Source organism: Aliiglaciecola sp. 2_MG-2023 (genome assembly GCF_030548145.1).
Taxonomy (GTDB): Bacteria; Pseudomonadota; Gammaproteobacteria; order Enterobacterales; family Alteromonadaceae; genus Aliiglaciecola; species Aliiglaciecola lipolytica_A.
The window spans coordinates 108,356-123,589 of record NZ_JAUORY010000006.1; the positions used below are offsets into that span (position 1 = coordinate 108,356).

The 15,234-nt window shown below is 41.3% G+C and carries 11 protein-coding genes; 5 read left to right on the forward strand and 6 right to left on the reverse strand.

Annotated elements, in window-relative coordinates:
* Nucleotides 1-510, reverse strand: coding sequence for a VOC family protein (locus Q4567_RS08245; RefSeq protein ID WP_216049284.1), 510 nt, complete (start codon nucleotides 508-510; stop codon nucleotides 1-3).
* A gap of 409 nt (nucleotides 511-919) precedes the next feature.
* On the opposite strand from Q4567_RS08245, the gene Q4567_RS08250 reads away from it, so the two are divergent.
* Together Q4567_RS08250 and Q4567_RS08255 are read left to right on the forward strand one after the other, a co-directional pair.
* Entirely contained in the window at nucleotides 920-2,437 is a 1,518-nt protein-coding gene (locus Q4567_RS08250) for an aldehyde dehydrogenase (protein ID WP_303500057.1), read from the forward strand.
* A gap of 154 nt (nucleotides 2,438-2,591) precedes the next feature.
* Nucleotides 2,592-3,221, forward strand: coding sequence for a Crp/Fnr family transcriptional regulator (locus tag Q4567_RS08255; protein ID WP_289847921.1), 630 nt, complete (start codon nucleotides 2,592-2,594; stop codon nucleotides 3,219-3,221).
* A gap of 53 nt (nucleotides 3,222-3,274) precedes the next feature.
* On the opposite strand, the gene Q4567_RS08260 is transcribed toward Q4567_RS08255, so the two are convergent.
* On the reverse strand, nucleotides 3,275-3,991 hold the full coding sequence (locus tag Q4567_RS08260; protein ID WP_216049287.1) for an SDR family oxidoreductase: 717 nt from the start codon (nucleotides 3,989-3,991) through the stop codon (nucleotides 3,275-3,277).
* Between the two features lie 519 nt (nucleotides 3,992-4,510).
* Between Q4567_RS08260 and Q4567_RS08265 the strand changes: the two genes are divergently transcribed.
* Nucleotides 4,511-5,515 (forward strand): DUF1838 family protein, encoded by a 1,005-nt coding sequence (locus tag Q4567_RS08265; RefSeq protein ID WP_216049288.1) that lies wholly within the window; start codon nucleotides 4,511-4,513, stop codon nucleotides 5,513-5,515.
* Between the two features lie 235 nt (nucleotides 5,516-5,750).
* Nucleotides 5,751-6,482, forward strand: a complete 732-nt coding sequence (locus Q4567_RS08270) for a transporter substrate-binding domain-containing protein (protein ID WP_303500058.1) — start codon at nucleotides 5,751-5,753, stop codon at nucleotides 6,480-6,482.
* A 160-nt stretch (nucleotides 6,483-6,642) separates the two neighbouring features.
* Here the strand turns inward: Q4567_RS08270 and Q4567_RS08275 are convergent, their stop codons facing one another.
* The 3 genes from Q4567_RS08275 to Q4567_RS08285 are packed head-to-tail and all read right to left on the reverse strand — an operon-like array spanning nucleotide 6,643 to nucleotide 12,379.
* Nucleotides 6,643-9,732, reverse strand: a complete 3,090-nt coding sequence (locus tag Q4567_RS08275) for an efflux RND transporter permease subunit (protein WP_303500060.1) — start codon at nucleotides 9,730-9,732, stop codon at nucleotides 6,643-6,645.
* Entirely contained in the window at nucleotides 9,733-11,022 is a 1,290-nt protein-coding gene (locus Q4567_RS08280; protein WP_303500062.1) for an efflux RND transporter periplasmic adaptor subunit, read from the reverse strand. It abuts the gene before it with no gap.
* A 4-nt stretch (nucleotides 11,023-11,026) separates the two neighbouring features.
* Nucleotides 11,027-12,379: an efflux transporter outer membrane subunit gene (locus tag Q4567_RS08285; protein WP_252729298.1), complete on the reverse strand. Its 1,353-nt coding sequence runs from the start codon at nucleotides 12,377-12,379 to the stop codon at nucleotides 11,027-11,029.
* Nucleotides 12,380-12,712: 333 nt separating this feature from the next.
* On the opposite strand from Q4567_RS08285, the gene Q4567_RS08290 reads away from it, so the two are divergent.
* Nucleotides 12,713-13,522 (forward strand): ABC transporter substrate-binding protein, encoded by an 810-nt coding sequence (locus tag Q4567_RS08290; RefSeq protein ID WP_216049291.1) that lies wholly within the window; start codon nucleotides 12,713-12,715, stop codon nucleotides 13,520-13,522.
* A gap of 66 nt (nucleotides 13,523-13,588) precedes the next feature.
* Here the strand turns inward: Q4567_RS08290 and Q4567_RS08295 are convergent, their stop codons facing one another.
* Nucleotides 13,589-15,190: an ABC-F family ATPase gene (locus Q4567_RS08295; RefSeq protein WP_216049292.1), complete on the reverse strand. Its 1,602-nt coding sequence runs from the start codon at nucleotides 15,188-15,190 to the stop codon at nucleotides 13,589-13,591.
* Between the last annotated feature and the right edge of the window lie 44 nt (nucleotides 15,191-15,234).

The following is a 15,234-nucleotide window of genomic DNA, read 5'->3' on the forward strand; positions in this document are numbered from 1 at the left end:
TTAAAAGCCCATCTCTGGTCCTTGCAGGTTTTGGCAGTCAGGGCTGCGCTCAACCAAATTTAATAAGGTGCCATCGGCATCTCTAATGCAAACCTCACGCTGTGAAATAGGTCCCATTTCAAACAATTCTGGTTCGGGTAGCCAAACCGCCCCAAGCTGTTTTAGTTTTGGCAAAATAGCGTCTAGGCAAGACACATAAAAAACCAGCGCCACTTCACCGATACGGGCAGCGCCAGTGGCTATCTGAACTTGCTCTGCCTGATGTTCTTGGGCTAATTGAAACAAACCAAGCATGCCAAAATTTGGGCCCGCAACTTTTAGGATTTTAATGGGATACGGGTGATGCTGCTGAAATCCCAGCACCTTACTGGCTGAAGGATGCTCGAGCTCACCTTCATAATAGCTTTCACACAAACCTAAGGCGCGATAGAACTGAGTTGCGACTTGTAAATCTCGCACAAAAATGGTCGCACGTATCAGCGCCGAAACATTAGTATTGGAAGTTTGCATAATATAGTTTCACTTTTAAACTCGACAGCCACACTCTACGTGAATTATCTAAAGGTTATCCTTGATAATAATCAATCTTGTCGAACAATTAAGATATTGCCAAAGCGCGAAATAACCACAAAAAACCCACAAATATGGCTAAACCAAGATGGCTCGACTCGATAACAACTCCAAGGGTATAAACCAAGGAGTTGCTAGTTTCAAGATGCATCGGGGGAATTGACATTTATCATAGTGAACAAAAACTGTTCGTTATAAGTTGAGGTTAGGTTGACACTTTGTACCGGCGTTCAAAGCATAATTGAACGCTAAGTGAATGAGATCTTTCTTTTGAAAAAATGACATTTCCGAACATTTTCGACACATGGGAAAGCGACGGCTAATAATTTAAGTGGGCGAGTAAATAACAATGCAAAACATGAATAACAGCAGCATCAAAAATATCACTATTTCAACAGCCACTAAACAATTTCTAACACAACCTCACAAGTTATTAATTAATGGGGTGTGGGTTGATGGGGTTGAGGGAAAAACCATTGAAACCCGCGATCCTGCCAGCAATGAAGTAATTGCAAGAGTGGCGATTGGAGGCTCCCAAGACATTGATAATGCGGTTATTGCTGCGCGCAAAGCATTCGAAGGACCATGGTCGAAACTGACTAATTTTGAGCGTGCCAAGTTGCTTTCTCGAATAGCTAGGTTGATTGAATCCAATACTGACTTATTGACTGAAATTGAAGTGTTGGACAACGGCATGCCAACCAATATTGCTCGTCTAACAATTCAAAATATTGCAGAAATGTTTGATTATTATGGTGCTGCCGCACAGCGTATTGAAGGCACAACGACCACTCCACCGCGACATATTACCGATCATGCAGAAGCCTTGACCTATACTTTGCGTGAACCGATTGGTGTTGCAGGATTAATCGTGCCTTGGAATGTGCCAGCGTCAACAGCGGTACTAAAATTAGCACCGGCACTTGCAGCCGGTTGTACTGTCGTTATGAAACCATCAGAGGAAACACCGCTTTCCGCATTATTACTTGGTCAACTTTGTTTAGAAGCAGGGATTCCAGCAGGCGTGGTAAACATTGTAAATGGTTATGGAAGCGAGGCGGGGTCAGCAATTTCTGAACATGCTGATGTGGATAAGGTTTCGTTTACCGGTTCTACGCAAACCGGTCGAAAAATTATCTGTGCAGCCACTGGCAATCTAAAAAAAGTTGCTCTGGAGCTAGGCGGAAAATCCCCTGTGGTAGTTATGCCTGATGCAGATCTTGATCTTGCGACTGTCGGTATCGCGATGGCGACATTTTTTCTACAAGGCCAAAACTGTATGGCCGGAACACGTATATTCATCCATGACGCCATCCATGATGAATTAGTGCAACGTGTAAAGTTATTCACCGAACAATTGGTGATTGGCCATGGCATCAATCCAGCCACCATGATTGGGCCGCTTATTTCTGAAAAACATTGTGAAAAGGTTTTGAAGTACATCGAAATCGGCGTGAATGAAGGTGCGACTATGCTAACCGGAGGCAAAAAGTTGGAAGGCGATGGATATTTTGTGCAACCAACTATTTTCACTGATTGCACAGCACAAATGCGCATAGTGAAAGAAGAGATTTTTGGACCCGTAATGACCGTCCAACGATTTTCCAGCCTTGATTTAGATGAGATAGCGCGAATGGCTAACGACACTATTTATGGTTTATCCGGTAGCGTCTGGACACAAAATTTATCCATTGCACATTCACTTGTTGCACGGATTCGAGCTGGGCATGTATCGATTAATTGTCATGGTGCTGTAGGCACAAATATTCCCTTTGGTGGTTATGCTCAATCGGGATGGGGACGAGAGTTTGGTCAAGAAGGTCTAGATGCCTATTTGGAAACAAAAGCAGTTACAGCTCAGCTGTAACTATATTGCACATAAGTGGTATTGGGTACTGAGTAGCGTAATTCATTTACTGATTAAACAACCCAAAATAATAGAGAGAGATTCAACAATGGTGCAATTAACTAGTCCGTATAAAAGCATTAGCTTTGGAGATGATTGTCTATTATTCAAGCACATGAACAAGCCGGACCTGGACTGCTTATCAAACAGCGCTAGGTTGAAAGTACTTGCCAAACAACAGTACCTTTTTATGCAACATGTTCCTTCCGACAGGCTATATAATATTGTTTCTGGTGTAGGGATAATGGAAAAAATAGCGAGCAATGGACGTCGTCAAATATTTGCGTTCGTTTATCCTGGCGACTTCATTGGTTTATCCAATTCTGACAGTTACCAATATGGCGTCAAAAGTCTAAGTAATCTGACCGTTTACGAATTTAAACGTCAACACCTTTTGGCGCTCTCCGAAGAGCTTCCGACGTTAGGCGAAAACTTGAAAGAAATCCGTTCAGTTGTCATGTCTCATACCTTTGAACAAGTTTACCTTTTGGGTCAATTAAAAGCCTATGAACGCGTCTGTTTTATGTTGAAACAATTACTTAATCGCCTGCCTGGTGCCAAACCAGAAAAAATAGAATTACCGATGACGCGAACAGATATAGCCGATTATCTAGGGCTAACAGTAGAAACTGTCAGCCGCACCCTCAGTCAACTAAGAGGAGATGGACTCATTTCGGTCATCTCACCCAATACTATCAGCATTCTTAACCTCAAAGCAGTGCAGGAAATGGGCAGCATAAACTAACGTTAAGGCTTAAAAAGTATTTATCGTTGCGGGTAATACGATTATTTTTGCCCTTACCACGGCACTGATTTACCAAGTAAATCTATGAATTTCCCCGTTGCAGAGGGAATTAAATTGGCAATAACATTACGCTGGTGTCTGACGCTATCGTCTACTTCCCAAGGAGCATCATCACCTCCTAAATCTGTTTTCACCCACCCTGGAGCAAGTGAAATAACAGTGATCTTATTGGGCGCTAATTCAATAGAAAGACCTTTTGTTAACATATTTAAGGCTGCTTTACTGGAACGATAAGCGTGAGCCATCCCAAGTTGATTATTGGCGATAGAACCTAAATCAGATGACATCATAATGATGGTTTTTCGTGTACTCGCTTCAACATTAGCCAATAAAGCTGCAATCAACTCAAAATGGCCATATACATTGGCTTGCATTATTTCATGCCAAAGGGCGTAATCCATACCCGTTAATGACTGTTTATAGCGATCAGCCTGATTCGACCAACCACCACCGAATAAACCGGCAATATTAAACAAAATATCAATGGCCACACCATCTAAACGTTTAGCGATAGCCGCTATGGAATCATGCTCAGATAGGTCAAGTTGCTCAATTCTCAGCTTTGGATAACGCTCACTTAATGCCAACAACTCAGTTGCTTTTTCTGGTTCTCGGCAAGTTGCAATAACGCTCTCGTCAGCCGCTAGGGCTTGTTTAGTATGCTCAAAACCTAAGCCTCGATTAGCGCCAGTAATTAGATAAGTTGTCATTATTTAAGCTCTCCTGTAAGCCGAATGAAACAGTGTAATTCATATCCCCAGACACAAAATACGTAGTCAGTTTTCCACTAATCAACAATCTCAACATTGATAATTGTCATAGTACTTTGAAGGAATTTACATTTAACCACTCCAGTCCATTGGGAAGCCATTGGATATTGGTCTTGGATATATTCTATGATTTAAAAGATTTACAGGAATTATGATTAAATAATGAGCAGCTTTACGTGTAATTCTACTCCCCCTAAACATAAAACACCTAAATGCCATAAATGATTGAATGCAAACCTTTCTAATATGCAAAAAGATAGGCTGTTTTTGACATTTGTTAATGCCCATGTATTTTGCAGCCCCTAATCTAAAGCCATTGCAAAATAAGTTTGCAAATTAAATTAGTACTTATTACTGACAAGATTAAATACTTGATAAACGTAAACGAATACCAGTGCTGTGCCAAATATAACAACTTAGGTATTCGCAAGCATTACATAGCTGATGACCGAGGATATTATGGATTCTAAAAAGCTAGAAACTAACACTTCTGAGCGCAGAGATTTTCTGCTTAATTCAGGTAAAATTTTGATTGGTGGTGGTGTTGCAGCTTCCGGTACACTGGCATTAGCAGGTTGCGCAACTGATCGCCCTGCTAAGCCTTTTAAAGCATCTGGAGCATTGCCTTACCACGATCCTGAATGGAATCGTGATGCCATGGCTCGTTTGCAAGGTGATCTTGATTTTGGTAAACAAAAATTTGGTTATTTTGCCGGTATAGTGAATGGCGTTCGTCCTAATGAAAAAGTTAAACCTTTGGTTGGGTTTGAAGGATTTTCATATGCCCGTTTAATTGACGAAGGCAATGGCGTATACGGAAAAGTGCTCAAAGAAGTTGGTTTTTATACAGATTTAGAAACTGGCGACGTATTAGAAGAATGGACGAATCCATATACCAACGAAACCGTGAAAGTGGTGCCTGTAGCAAACGACCCATTCAACTATAAACTAACTCCCTATGTTCCGGAGGGGCCTTCTTATGGTGGTCTAAATAAAACCGAGAAGAAAAAGATCCCCATGCTCTACCCTTGGAAAGAAACACCAAACAATACCGTCACATTAAATTCGCATATTCATTTATTTTATCCAAATGCACTGCAACCAGATGCATGGCCAAGAGAATCTTCAGGTCCAATGAATCGTGTTTCTGAGATGTTTAATTACGTTATCAATAAAGACGACTTAGCCAACCCAAACGTGACCAGCATTCAATACTCTGGAGCTTGGAGTCGAATCACTCCTTGGTTACCGTGGATGTTAATGGGACAAGCCGAAGGACATTGTTTCTACGATTGTGAGATGGGTGCCTATAATAGTTCGGAAATTCTTTCACCTAAAGTACGTGCCTATGCCGAAAAACACTTCCCAGAGTATTTCGAAGCGCCAACAGAATGGTATGGCCCGAGTTTATCAAGTTTAGAAAACTATGCCCGCCAACAAACACCAGCCCCAGTTAAAAAATAATTAAAATAAGCATATGCCCTACAAATACAAAAGCGGCTTAATTGCCGCTTTTTTATATTTAACACAACGCAATACTTGTAAATTGCCTTCTAATCCCTCTTCACCTTTACTAGGTAACTTATTGATACTCTGTTACTACTAGTGAAAACCAATTGATTGTAGGTATGTGCCTATGGCAACCCATCAGTTATAGTAGGCTATACTTCAGGTTTTAATGGATTAGCGCTGCTCATCGATGTCTAAAATAATTACACAATGCATACTTTTGTTAGTCCTGATTTTTTATGGAAAATTTTCAGCGGCTTCTGAACTAGCTTCAAAAGAAACAATTAAAGTACTCGTTCTCGGTGCTGAATTTCCCCCATACAGCACACAAAAGATAAAAAATGGTGGATTGATGTTTGATGCACTGCGTGCTTATACAAAAAAGCATCAACTGCCAGTCAATTACGATTTCGCCCCTTATGTAGTGCCTACCGCCAGAGCGGAACGAATCATGGGAAGCGGTGAGTGGTATATTAGCATGCACACCATGCAAGGCAAAAAGAATCTGCCTTATATCATGTTGGATATGCCTCATGTTGCATTAGGCTTATATCGACTTGCAGAATCTACCCCTTTTGATTGGCAGTCGATAAATGAGCTATCAGGCAAAAGCATCAGTGTTCTTAGAGTATCTGACGAACAACCAGTAATGAAACGCTTAACCCAAGCAGGCGCGCAGTTAGTCAGTGTTGATTCGTTGATGCAAAGCTATCAGATGGTTATGATAGGCCGAGTAAACTATAGTTTGGGGGATAGTTTGTCTTACCAATACTACCGTGAAAATGGATTGATAGATGGCCCAGCTTTGCAATTTTCAGAAAAGATGCTGGCTCGTTTTCCTTTGCCTGTTTGGCTAAATCCAGAATGTGAATCAGTTGCGCATTTAATACCGAAAGGCTTTATGCCCCAGGCGAAAAAGTAGCCCATAAACAATAAATTTTTGATTGTTGTTGTCGCTAAAGGTATCAACTTGTCAATCCCCGCTATCATGCCGCGAAGAACGCTAAAAGAGCGCAAATGAAGTAGCCACTAAATGTTATTTAGTGGCTAATTTTGCACTCCCTTAGGTTACATATTCGCGCTTATTTTAACCACGATTGCTGCTTAACTGATTCGAGTATTAAGTAGTTTATTGGTACTAAAATCAGCGTGATAAAAGTGGCAAATAAAATCCCAAAACCTAAAGAAACCGCCATAGGAATTAGAAATTGTGCCTGTGTCGATTTTTCAAATAATAATGGCATTAAACCAATAAAAGTGGTCAAACTGGTTAACATTACTGGCCTGAATCGGGACGAGCCAGCGGTTAGAATAGCCTTTAATAAGTCCATACCCAGCTCACGTTTTTTATTAATGTAATCAACAAGAACTAACGAATCGTTTACCACTATGCCAACTAATGCCAAGAGTCCTAAAAGGCTAAAGATAGTGAGGTCCATTCCCATTATCCAATGTCCAGCTATCGCGCCTATCGCACCAAAAGGAATCACACTCATCACCACAAGTGGTTGTGTATATGATTTAAATGGAATTGCTAAGAGCGCATAAATAATAAACAGTACAATGACCAGACCTGTCGTCAAAGAACCGAAGGAGTCTCTTTGTTCCTCCGCTTCCCCTTCCAACTCGTAGCTCACGCCAGGATATTGGATCAATAAGTCAGCTATATATTGGTTTAAATCTTCTTGTAAAACCGTCATGTTAGTGTTGTTTTTATCTACATCAGCAGTAACACTAATTGTCCTTAAACGGTCAATTCGACGAATTGACGACGGGCTTTGTCCCGGCGTAAGAGTCGCAATACTCGACAGAGGAACCGTCTCGCCATTACCCACATCAATCAACAAATTGGTTAAGCTCGATAACGATTGTCGCTCACTTAACGGTAACCTCAACATCACTTTTATATCGTCTCGGCCACGCTGAATACGCTGTACTTGCGCACCAAAAAACGCATTGCGGATTTGTCCGGTTACATTAGCTCTAGTTAAACCCAGTGATTCACCTTGTTTGTTCAGTTCGATTTGCAACTCTTGTTTGCCATCAGAAAGACTATCGGCGATATCATATACTGTAGGGTAAGTGTTTAGTCGTCCTATCACTTTGTCGGCGACTTGTTCCAAAGTGGCGACATTGTTAGCACTCAATCGCACATCGATAGGGTCTGATGAACGACCTAACTCGGCCCGATAACTTAGCGCTTCAGCCCCAGGAATATCCCCAATCATCTTGCGCCATTCATTTAACAATTGAGCGGATGTAATAGTCGAAGCTCTCGATTCTGGTGGTGTAATTTCAAATCTTACACTACCGGCATTAGTTGTCCCGCCGCGCCCACCGGTGGTGGCTAAAATATTTAAGATAATACTTTCACCGGTATCTTCCTCGGTGTATTTTTCCTGCAACTCTCGGGCATCATCGGCTATTTTCACAATATATTTGTTAGTGATTTCAAATGCAGTGCCTGTTGGCATGGTTAAGGATACCGTTATTGTTTCACTAGGGATTCGAGGGAAGAATACAAAACGCGTCCAGCCACTGAGAATAAGCACTAAAATAATTGCAAAAATACCACTGAAAGTCATTATGGTAGTCCACTTATAACGCAGTGTTTTTACCAACGCAGGTCGATAATAGCGCAGTATGGCCTGCTCGAATCCGTCGGCAAATTTTTGCTGGTAGTAATCCAATTTACTTTGTTTGGTTTTTTCAGTTCTCAGTTTCAAGTGCTTCAAGTGTGAAGGCAAAATAAACTTGGACTCGATAAGGGATAACAGTAAAACGGGAATTACTACATAGGGAATCTGAGCAAAAACATCCCCCCTTCGCCCCTCAATAAAAGCTAATGGCAGAAATGCCGCTACAGTAGTTAAAATGCCGAACGTAACCGGCTTAGCGACTTCAAGTGTCCCTTCAATGGCAGCCTGCTCGCCTGATTTGGCAGTACCTAAGTGGGTGTAAATATTTTCACCGGTAACAATGGCATCGTCGACAACGATCCCCAACACTAAAATAAAACCAAATACGCTCATCATATTTAACGTCACACCAAAAACTGGCATCAGTATAAACGCCCCCATGAATGCCACAGGGATACCAATAAATACCCAAAATGCGATAGATGGACGCAAAAATAACGTGAGTAGAATAAGGACTAGAATTCCGCCTTGAATCGCATTTGAAACCAAGCTAGAAATACGCCCTTTAACAATCATAGAGTCGTCATCCCAGTAGCTCAAAGTAAAACCTTTGGGCAGACTCTGTTGATGTTCGTCTATGTAATTTTTTACTTTATCGGCGACTTCTATGGCACTTTGTTGGCCAATTCGATAAACCTCAATAAATGCTGCCTGCTGACCATTAAATCGCGTTCGCACCGGCGTTTCTTCAAAGCCATCTTGAATATTAGCGATATCTTGTAAGCGGATAATTGAGCCATCTGAATTAGTTTTGATTGGAATAGATGCAAACTCGTCCTTTCGGTATGCTTGGCCTTTTGAACGAATCAGTACATCGCCACTTTCAGTACGTAAATTACCTGCAGACACATCGACACTATTATTATCAATAATATCAGATACTTGGCTAATGGTTAAATCAAGCTCTCGGATTTTATCTAGACTAAGTTCGATGGCAATTTCATAATTGCGGATACCATCTAACTCTACTTGGGTAACACCATCAATAGCAAGTAACTCATCTCGCACCTTCTCAGCATATTCACGCACTTCCTTCTCGCTGTAAGGAGCTGTGACAGCTACCGTAATCACATCTCGTTTGCGATCGGCTAAGGCAACAACCGGGTTTTCAGCTTCGGCTGGAAATGTATTGATGGCATCGACTCTACTTTTTATATCGGCAAGTAAATCGCGCCTGTCGTAATCACTATCAAGTTCAAAGGTAACACTTCCGCCCCCTTCAGAAGACTGACTAATGATTTTAGTGATACCTTCGAGGTCTTGCACCGCTTCTTCAATGCGAATAGTAACGCCCTGCTCGATATCCTCTGGCGTTGCCCCATCCAAGGTGACACTGACTGACACCACATCGACTTCAAAGGAAGGAAAAACTTCCAGAGGAATTCGATTCGACAGACTCAATAGACCCGCACCAATGATGGTGATCATTAGCAGATTCGCGGCAACCGAATTTCTTGCAAACCAAGCAATCATTTACCCTTCCTTCTGCGCTGCAGAGTTAGATCCAGGACGACTATTTGTTTTGTCTGGTCTTAGGTTAGGATTTTTAGATCGTTCTTTGCCTTTACGCTCAGTATTTTTAAGCCTTTTAGTGCTTTTTCCATCTTGATTTATTACTGAAACAGCGGTTCCAGAACTAACTTGTCCCAGTGGCGTTATAACTAACGCTTGACCGCCTTCCAAGCCAGATTTAATTAAGGCTTGGCGATCATTTTGCCATGCAATTTGTACTTCTTTTCTCAGCAGTACACCATCTTCTTCAATATAAACATAACTCCCTTGATAGATAGCCGTTACCGGTATAACAATAGCCTCTTCGATTGTTCGGCCATCTATTTCTGCGCTTAAATACTCACCTATTTTAATCGAGACGCCCCTTTCGATAGCCTGATTAAAGGGATCATCTATTTGCGCGACCACGTACAATTGTCGCGAAACAGAATCTATAGCGCTTTCGGTGCGCACAATTTTACCTGTCCAACTCTGCTGACCAATCAGATCAGATGTGAAAGTCACATTGATAGGTGGCGTAGAGATTGTATTGTCGATATTCGCTTCCGGTAAATTCACAAAGCCTAAATCACTATTGTTAATCGCTAATCGAACCTCCAAATAGTCAGTCGCATAAATGCTCGCCAACTCTGTATTGTTGGAAACAACCGAGCCAATATCGACGTTTTGGGTGACCACACGCCCACTGTAAGGCGCGACTATCTTAGTCCGTTTTAGCGATAATTCAGCTTTTAACAATTGTGCTTTTGCAGAGGTCAAATTAGCTTGCGCACTTTCCTGTTGCGGTATTCGTAAAACCAGATCTGTTGGTTTTTGTTTACCGCCTAAGCGCTGCCAATCTATTTTAGCTTGTTCAGACCGAGCCATCTCCTCAGCTAAATTTTGTTGCGCAGTAATAAGATTCGCCTTGGCGATATTTACTTCAGCAAGATAGTCGCTATCATCTATGGCGACTAACAAATCACCTTTTTGGAAGAATCCGCCGGTGCGAAAACCATCGTTGACAAACACGACTTGCCCAGCCACCTGCGACATTAAGGTGCTTTGTGTGCGCGGAGTAACTACCCCGTAGCTATCCAAAGTGATGTGAAAACGTTGAGGTCGCAATAGTTGCGTTTCGACACTTAACACTGCCGCACTAGATGGCTTTTGACGGCCAGCTTGGGGAGGGTTGTTGTAGATGATCAACACGGTAACTACAGTGATAAGTAAAACAACAATGGGCAGTACGATTTTTTTAGAAATTACCATTTAATCAAAGCTCTTGAATAGGGGCGTAGAGGTTCATTCCTCCTCCAAGGGCAACATGCAGTTGCACTCGATTCGCAATTAAGTCAGTTTTAATATCAATAAGATTGTTTTCGGCCGCAATTAATCTCGCTTGGGCTTCTAACACTGTGGTGTAAGTAATTAGACCGGCTTGGTATTGCTCGAAAGACAGTTGATTTGCAAATTGCGCATTTTCAGCCGCTTTTTGGGTCGCTTGATAACGTTCAACTAAACTCGCCTCGGCAGACAATGCATTTTCAACATCGAGTAATGCATTCAACACCGAATCTAAATAATCTTCTTCCAGACTTTTTAAGGTTAACAACTCAATCTCTTCGTTGGCGCGCAGTTTACCCGCATTAAAAATCGGAGCTGAGATACTGCCAATCAACGACCAGCCTGCGGAAGCTGATAGTAAATCGGATAGAGAATCACTTGAGGGACCAACACTAGCGGCCAAATTGATTGCAGGGAAACGAGCTTTATGTGCAATGGCAAGGGTTGCATCTTGTGCCATTAACGCCAGCCAACTGGCTTGTAAGGCTGGTTTGCGGGTCACCAACTCAGAAGGTAAACCGACTGCAACATCCACATCAGGCAATGCCAATACTTGAGTTACATCCAGTTTTGCATCAGGGTAGCGCCCTAACAACCGTTCCAAAGCTCGTACACTCTCCAGTAATGTTTGCTGGTTTGTTGCAAGTGTGGATTTATCACTGTTAAGTTCATTACGAGCAAGGTATACATCTAAAGATTCGTTTAGGCCGGCCCGATAACCACGTTCAATAATGTCTAGACTGTCAGTTGAATTTTGAACTTGTTGAGCGGCCAGCTCAACCCGCTGAAAAGCCCTAGACGCATTCGCATAAGCGACAATAACGTTGCCAGCGAGCTGCAATCTTGCCTCTTCTAATTCAGCTTTAGCCTGCAAATAATTGAGCTTTGCTTGACGCTCTGCGTCCGACAACGCCCCCCAAATATCAAGTTCATAAGAAAGTTGAGCTTCTAGGCTAAAACTATTACCGCTACTACGACTTCGAGACGCATCAAAAGATGCATCCAGTGATGGCCAAAAATTACTTTTAGCAATAGTCAGACTCTGCTCAGCGATGTCTACAGAATAGGCTTGAGCGCGAATAGCCTGATTTGCTTGAATAGCTTCATTAAGCAACGAGGTTAAATGTTGGTTATTTGCATCAGAAGTGAAATTTGCTAACCAGTTATCGTCGATTTTATTGGCACTGTGCTGAAACTGCCACTCATTGGGTAATGCTGGGATTTCTTTGTCTTGGTCTAACTTGACAGAAGCACACCCATGCAACAACGCCAAAATAAACAATAGCGAAATTCCCTTTATTTTTTTGTTCATAGGAGAAAAAGGTGACAACATAAGTCCATGTAATTTGTGCATTTTGATTAAAATAATAAAGGTAGTGTACAAGTTCTGCAGCAATAAAAAATTGAATTTACGTAAACTTTACGAAGCTAACAAATTTGCTTTTAAATATTACATAAACTGATGCAACACTGATTTTTAAGTCGCAGTGGAAGTTTATTAGACAATAACGGCTAATCAAACAGGAAAAAATAAATTTATGACGTATTATGTAGAATAAATGAAGTTTCAACTTCACTTAATTTCACAATTCACTCTTGGACACGAGTAAGTTTTATGACTTGTTGCAGTTTTTTCAAGATATCCTCTGTTAGAACCCAGCTTTTGGCTTGGATGCTATTCTTTGTTTTGGCTTATTTTGGAATGGTTTCAACTTCTCAGGCAATCGATAAAAAATCAATCACATTAAAATACAACTTAATTGGCACCGAATCTTGGACTCCCTATGGATACTCCGGCGATGATGCAAACCCCGGCATCTTCGCAGAAGTGATTGACTTAATATTGGAAAAGGCTGGCTACTCTTATGAGTTTTATTATTATCCGCCCAAACGAGCAGCAAAAGTATTCGAAGAAAATCAATTAGATATCGATTTTATGAGCCCGAGTTGGTTTAAAAATGGTGATATGGGAGATGAATATGTGCAATCCATTATGATTTTTGAATTAACCGAATACAATGTCACCTTACAAGAAAACGCCGAGAAATATGCAGATCCTCACGCCATTTATGACAAACATGTAGGTACTATTGCAGGCTATAGTTACTTCGATGATGATATGTTTACAAGAATCGACTTTAGCACAGAAGATGGATTAATTAGAGGCTTAAAAAGAGGCCGTTTTGAAGTCGCCATTCTAGAAAATTTAACCGCTCGTCACTGGGCCAAAAAACATAATGTCAAAATATCACTCGCCAGTGTTCATTCCCATGGCGATATCGTTTTACGCCTTCGTCGAGAACTGAGTCATCTGTTACCGAATCTAAATGCAGCAATAAGAGCACTTAAACAGGAAGGCGAAATTGATAACATTTTACGCAAGCATGATGTAATACCGAAAAACCTAAAACTCAACAACGAATGAAGTTATTGATTTAAGCGCGCCCTAATTCGCGCGCTTTTGATTCATCAATATTGTCTGAGTTCGGTCTTAAGCTACTGCTTTTTGTAACCCTTGATGAGAAAGGTATTCCTCATAAGTGCCCTGAAAATCAATTACTTGTTGATCTTTAATCTCAATAACACGAGTCGCCAAAGAGGAAACAAATTCGCGGTCGTGGCTTACAAAGATTAAAGTCCCATCGAAATCTTTCAAAGCATTGTTAAGTGCTTCAATCGCTTCCATATCCATGTGGTTAGTAGGCTCATCCATCACCAACACATTTAAGTCAGCCATCATCAGCTTGCCGAATAACAAACGATTTTTCTCACCACCTGAACACACTTTCGCTTTTTTATTGAAGTCGTCTGCGCTAAATAACAAACTGCCCAATAAACCTCGGACCATCAAATCGTTGTGTTTTGGCGTGCGCCATTGAGACATCCAATCAAAAAGGCTTAAATCACAATCGAAATCGTCTGAACTGTCTTGAGGACAATAGCCGACAGTGGCATTCTCAGACCACTTAACCACACCTTCCGCTTTCAATTGATCCATCAAACAACGTAAGAAACTGGTTTTACCCACACCGTTTTCACCAATAATGGCTAACTTTGCACCCGCTTCTAATAACAGATTAGCGTCTTTGAACAAGAGCTCTTCTTCAAAACCAAAACTCATATCTTCTAAAATCAGAGCTTGTCTGTGCAGTTTTTGATGTTGTTTGAATTGAATACGCGGTGTACGACGACTCGAGCTCTTCACCTCATCCAATTGGATCTTATCCATTTTTTTCGCACGAGAAGTTGCCAGTTTAGCTTTCGAGGCGTTGGCAGAAAAGCGTGCAACAAAAGCCTGTAATTCTTCTATTTCTTCGCTCTTCTTGGCATTTTCTCGCAACAACTGCTCTTGAATAAGTGAAGCAGCTTCTTGATACTTTTCATAATTACCTGGATAAATACGTAATTCACCATAGTCGATGTCTGCCATGTGGGTACACACGGAATTCAAGAAGTGCCTATCATGGGAAATAATTATCATGGTAGACTTACGCTGATTCAACACTTCAGCTAACCAATTGATAGTATAAATATCCAAGTTGTTGGTAGGTTCGTCGAGTAATAATATGTCTGGATTGGCGAATAAAGCCTGTGCAAGTAACACCCTGACTTTCCAACCTGGTGATACTTGTGACATCAAACCGTAGTGATAATGTTCATCGATACCCGCTTCTAACAAAATCTCGCCTGCCCGTGATTCAGCAGTATAACCGTCCATTTCAGCATAAAGGGTTTCTAATTCAGCCACATGCATACCATCAGCTTCGCTCATTTCAGGTTTGGCGTAAATTTCATCACGCTCTTGTTTAACCTTCCATAACTCCATGTCACCCATAATAACGGTATCAACCACAGAATATTTTTCAAACGCGAACTGATCTTGGCTTAACTTACCCAATTTTTGACCAGGTGAAACAGAAACGTTGCCAGAGGTAGGTGCTAAATCGCCACTGAGAATTTTCATAAGTGTGGATTTACCACAGCCATTAGCGCCAATTAAGCCATAACGATTGCCATTGCCAAATTTAGCAGAGATGTTTTCAAACAGTGGCTCAGCGCCAAACTGCATAGTGATGTTTGCGGTAGATATCAAAACGAAATTCCAAATAGTAAAAAAGCAACAAAAACAAACCAAGG

Excerpts from the sequence above, each read along its gene's own strand:
- Q4567_RS08270 (WP_303500058.1), top strand. The coding sequence starts at position 5,751 with ATGTCTAAAATAATTACACAATGCATACTTTTGTTAGTCCTGATTTTT.
- Q4567_RS08245 (WP_216049284.1), bottom strand. The coding sequence starts at position 510 with ATGCAAACTTCCAATACTAATGTTTCGGCGCTGATACGTGCGACCATT.
- Q4567_RS08265 (WP_216049288.1), top strand. The coding sequence starts at position 4,511 with ATGGATTCTAAAAAGCTAGAAACTAACACTTCTGAGCGCAGAGATTTT.
- Q4567_RS08275 (WP_303500060.1), bottom strand. The coding sequence starts at position 9,732 with ATGATTGCTTGGTTTGCAAGAAATTCGGTTGCCGCGAATCTGCTAATG.
- Q4567_RS08280 (WP_303500062.1), bottom strand. The coding sequence starts at position 11,022 with ATGGTAATTTCTAAAAAAATCGTACTGCCCATTGTTGTTTTACTTATC.
- Q4567_RS08260 (WP_216049287.1), bottom strand. The coding sequence starts at position 3,991 with ATGACAACTTATCTAATTACTGGCGCTAATCGAGGCTTAGGTTTTGAG.
- Q4567_RS08255 (WP_289847921.1), top strand. The coding sequence starts at position 2,592 with ATGAACAAGCCGGACCTGGACTGCTTATCAAACAGCGCTAGGTTGAAA.
- Q4567_RS08290 (WP_216049291.1), top strand. The coding sequence starts at position 12,713 with ATGACTTGTTGCAGTTTTTTCAAGATATCCTCTGTTAGAACCCAGCTT.
- Q4567_RS08250 (WP_303500057.1), top strand. The coding sequence starts at position 920 with ATGCAAAACATGAATAACAGCAGCATCAAAAATATCACTATTTCAACA.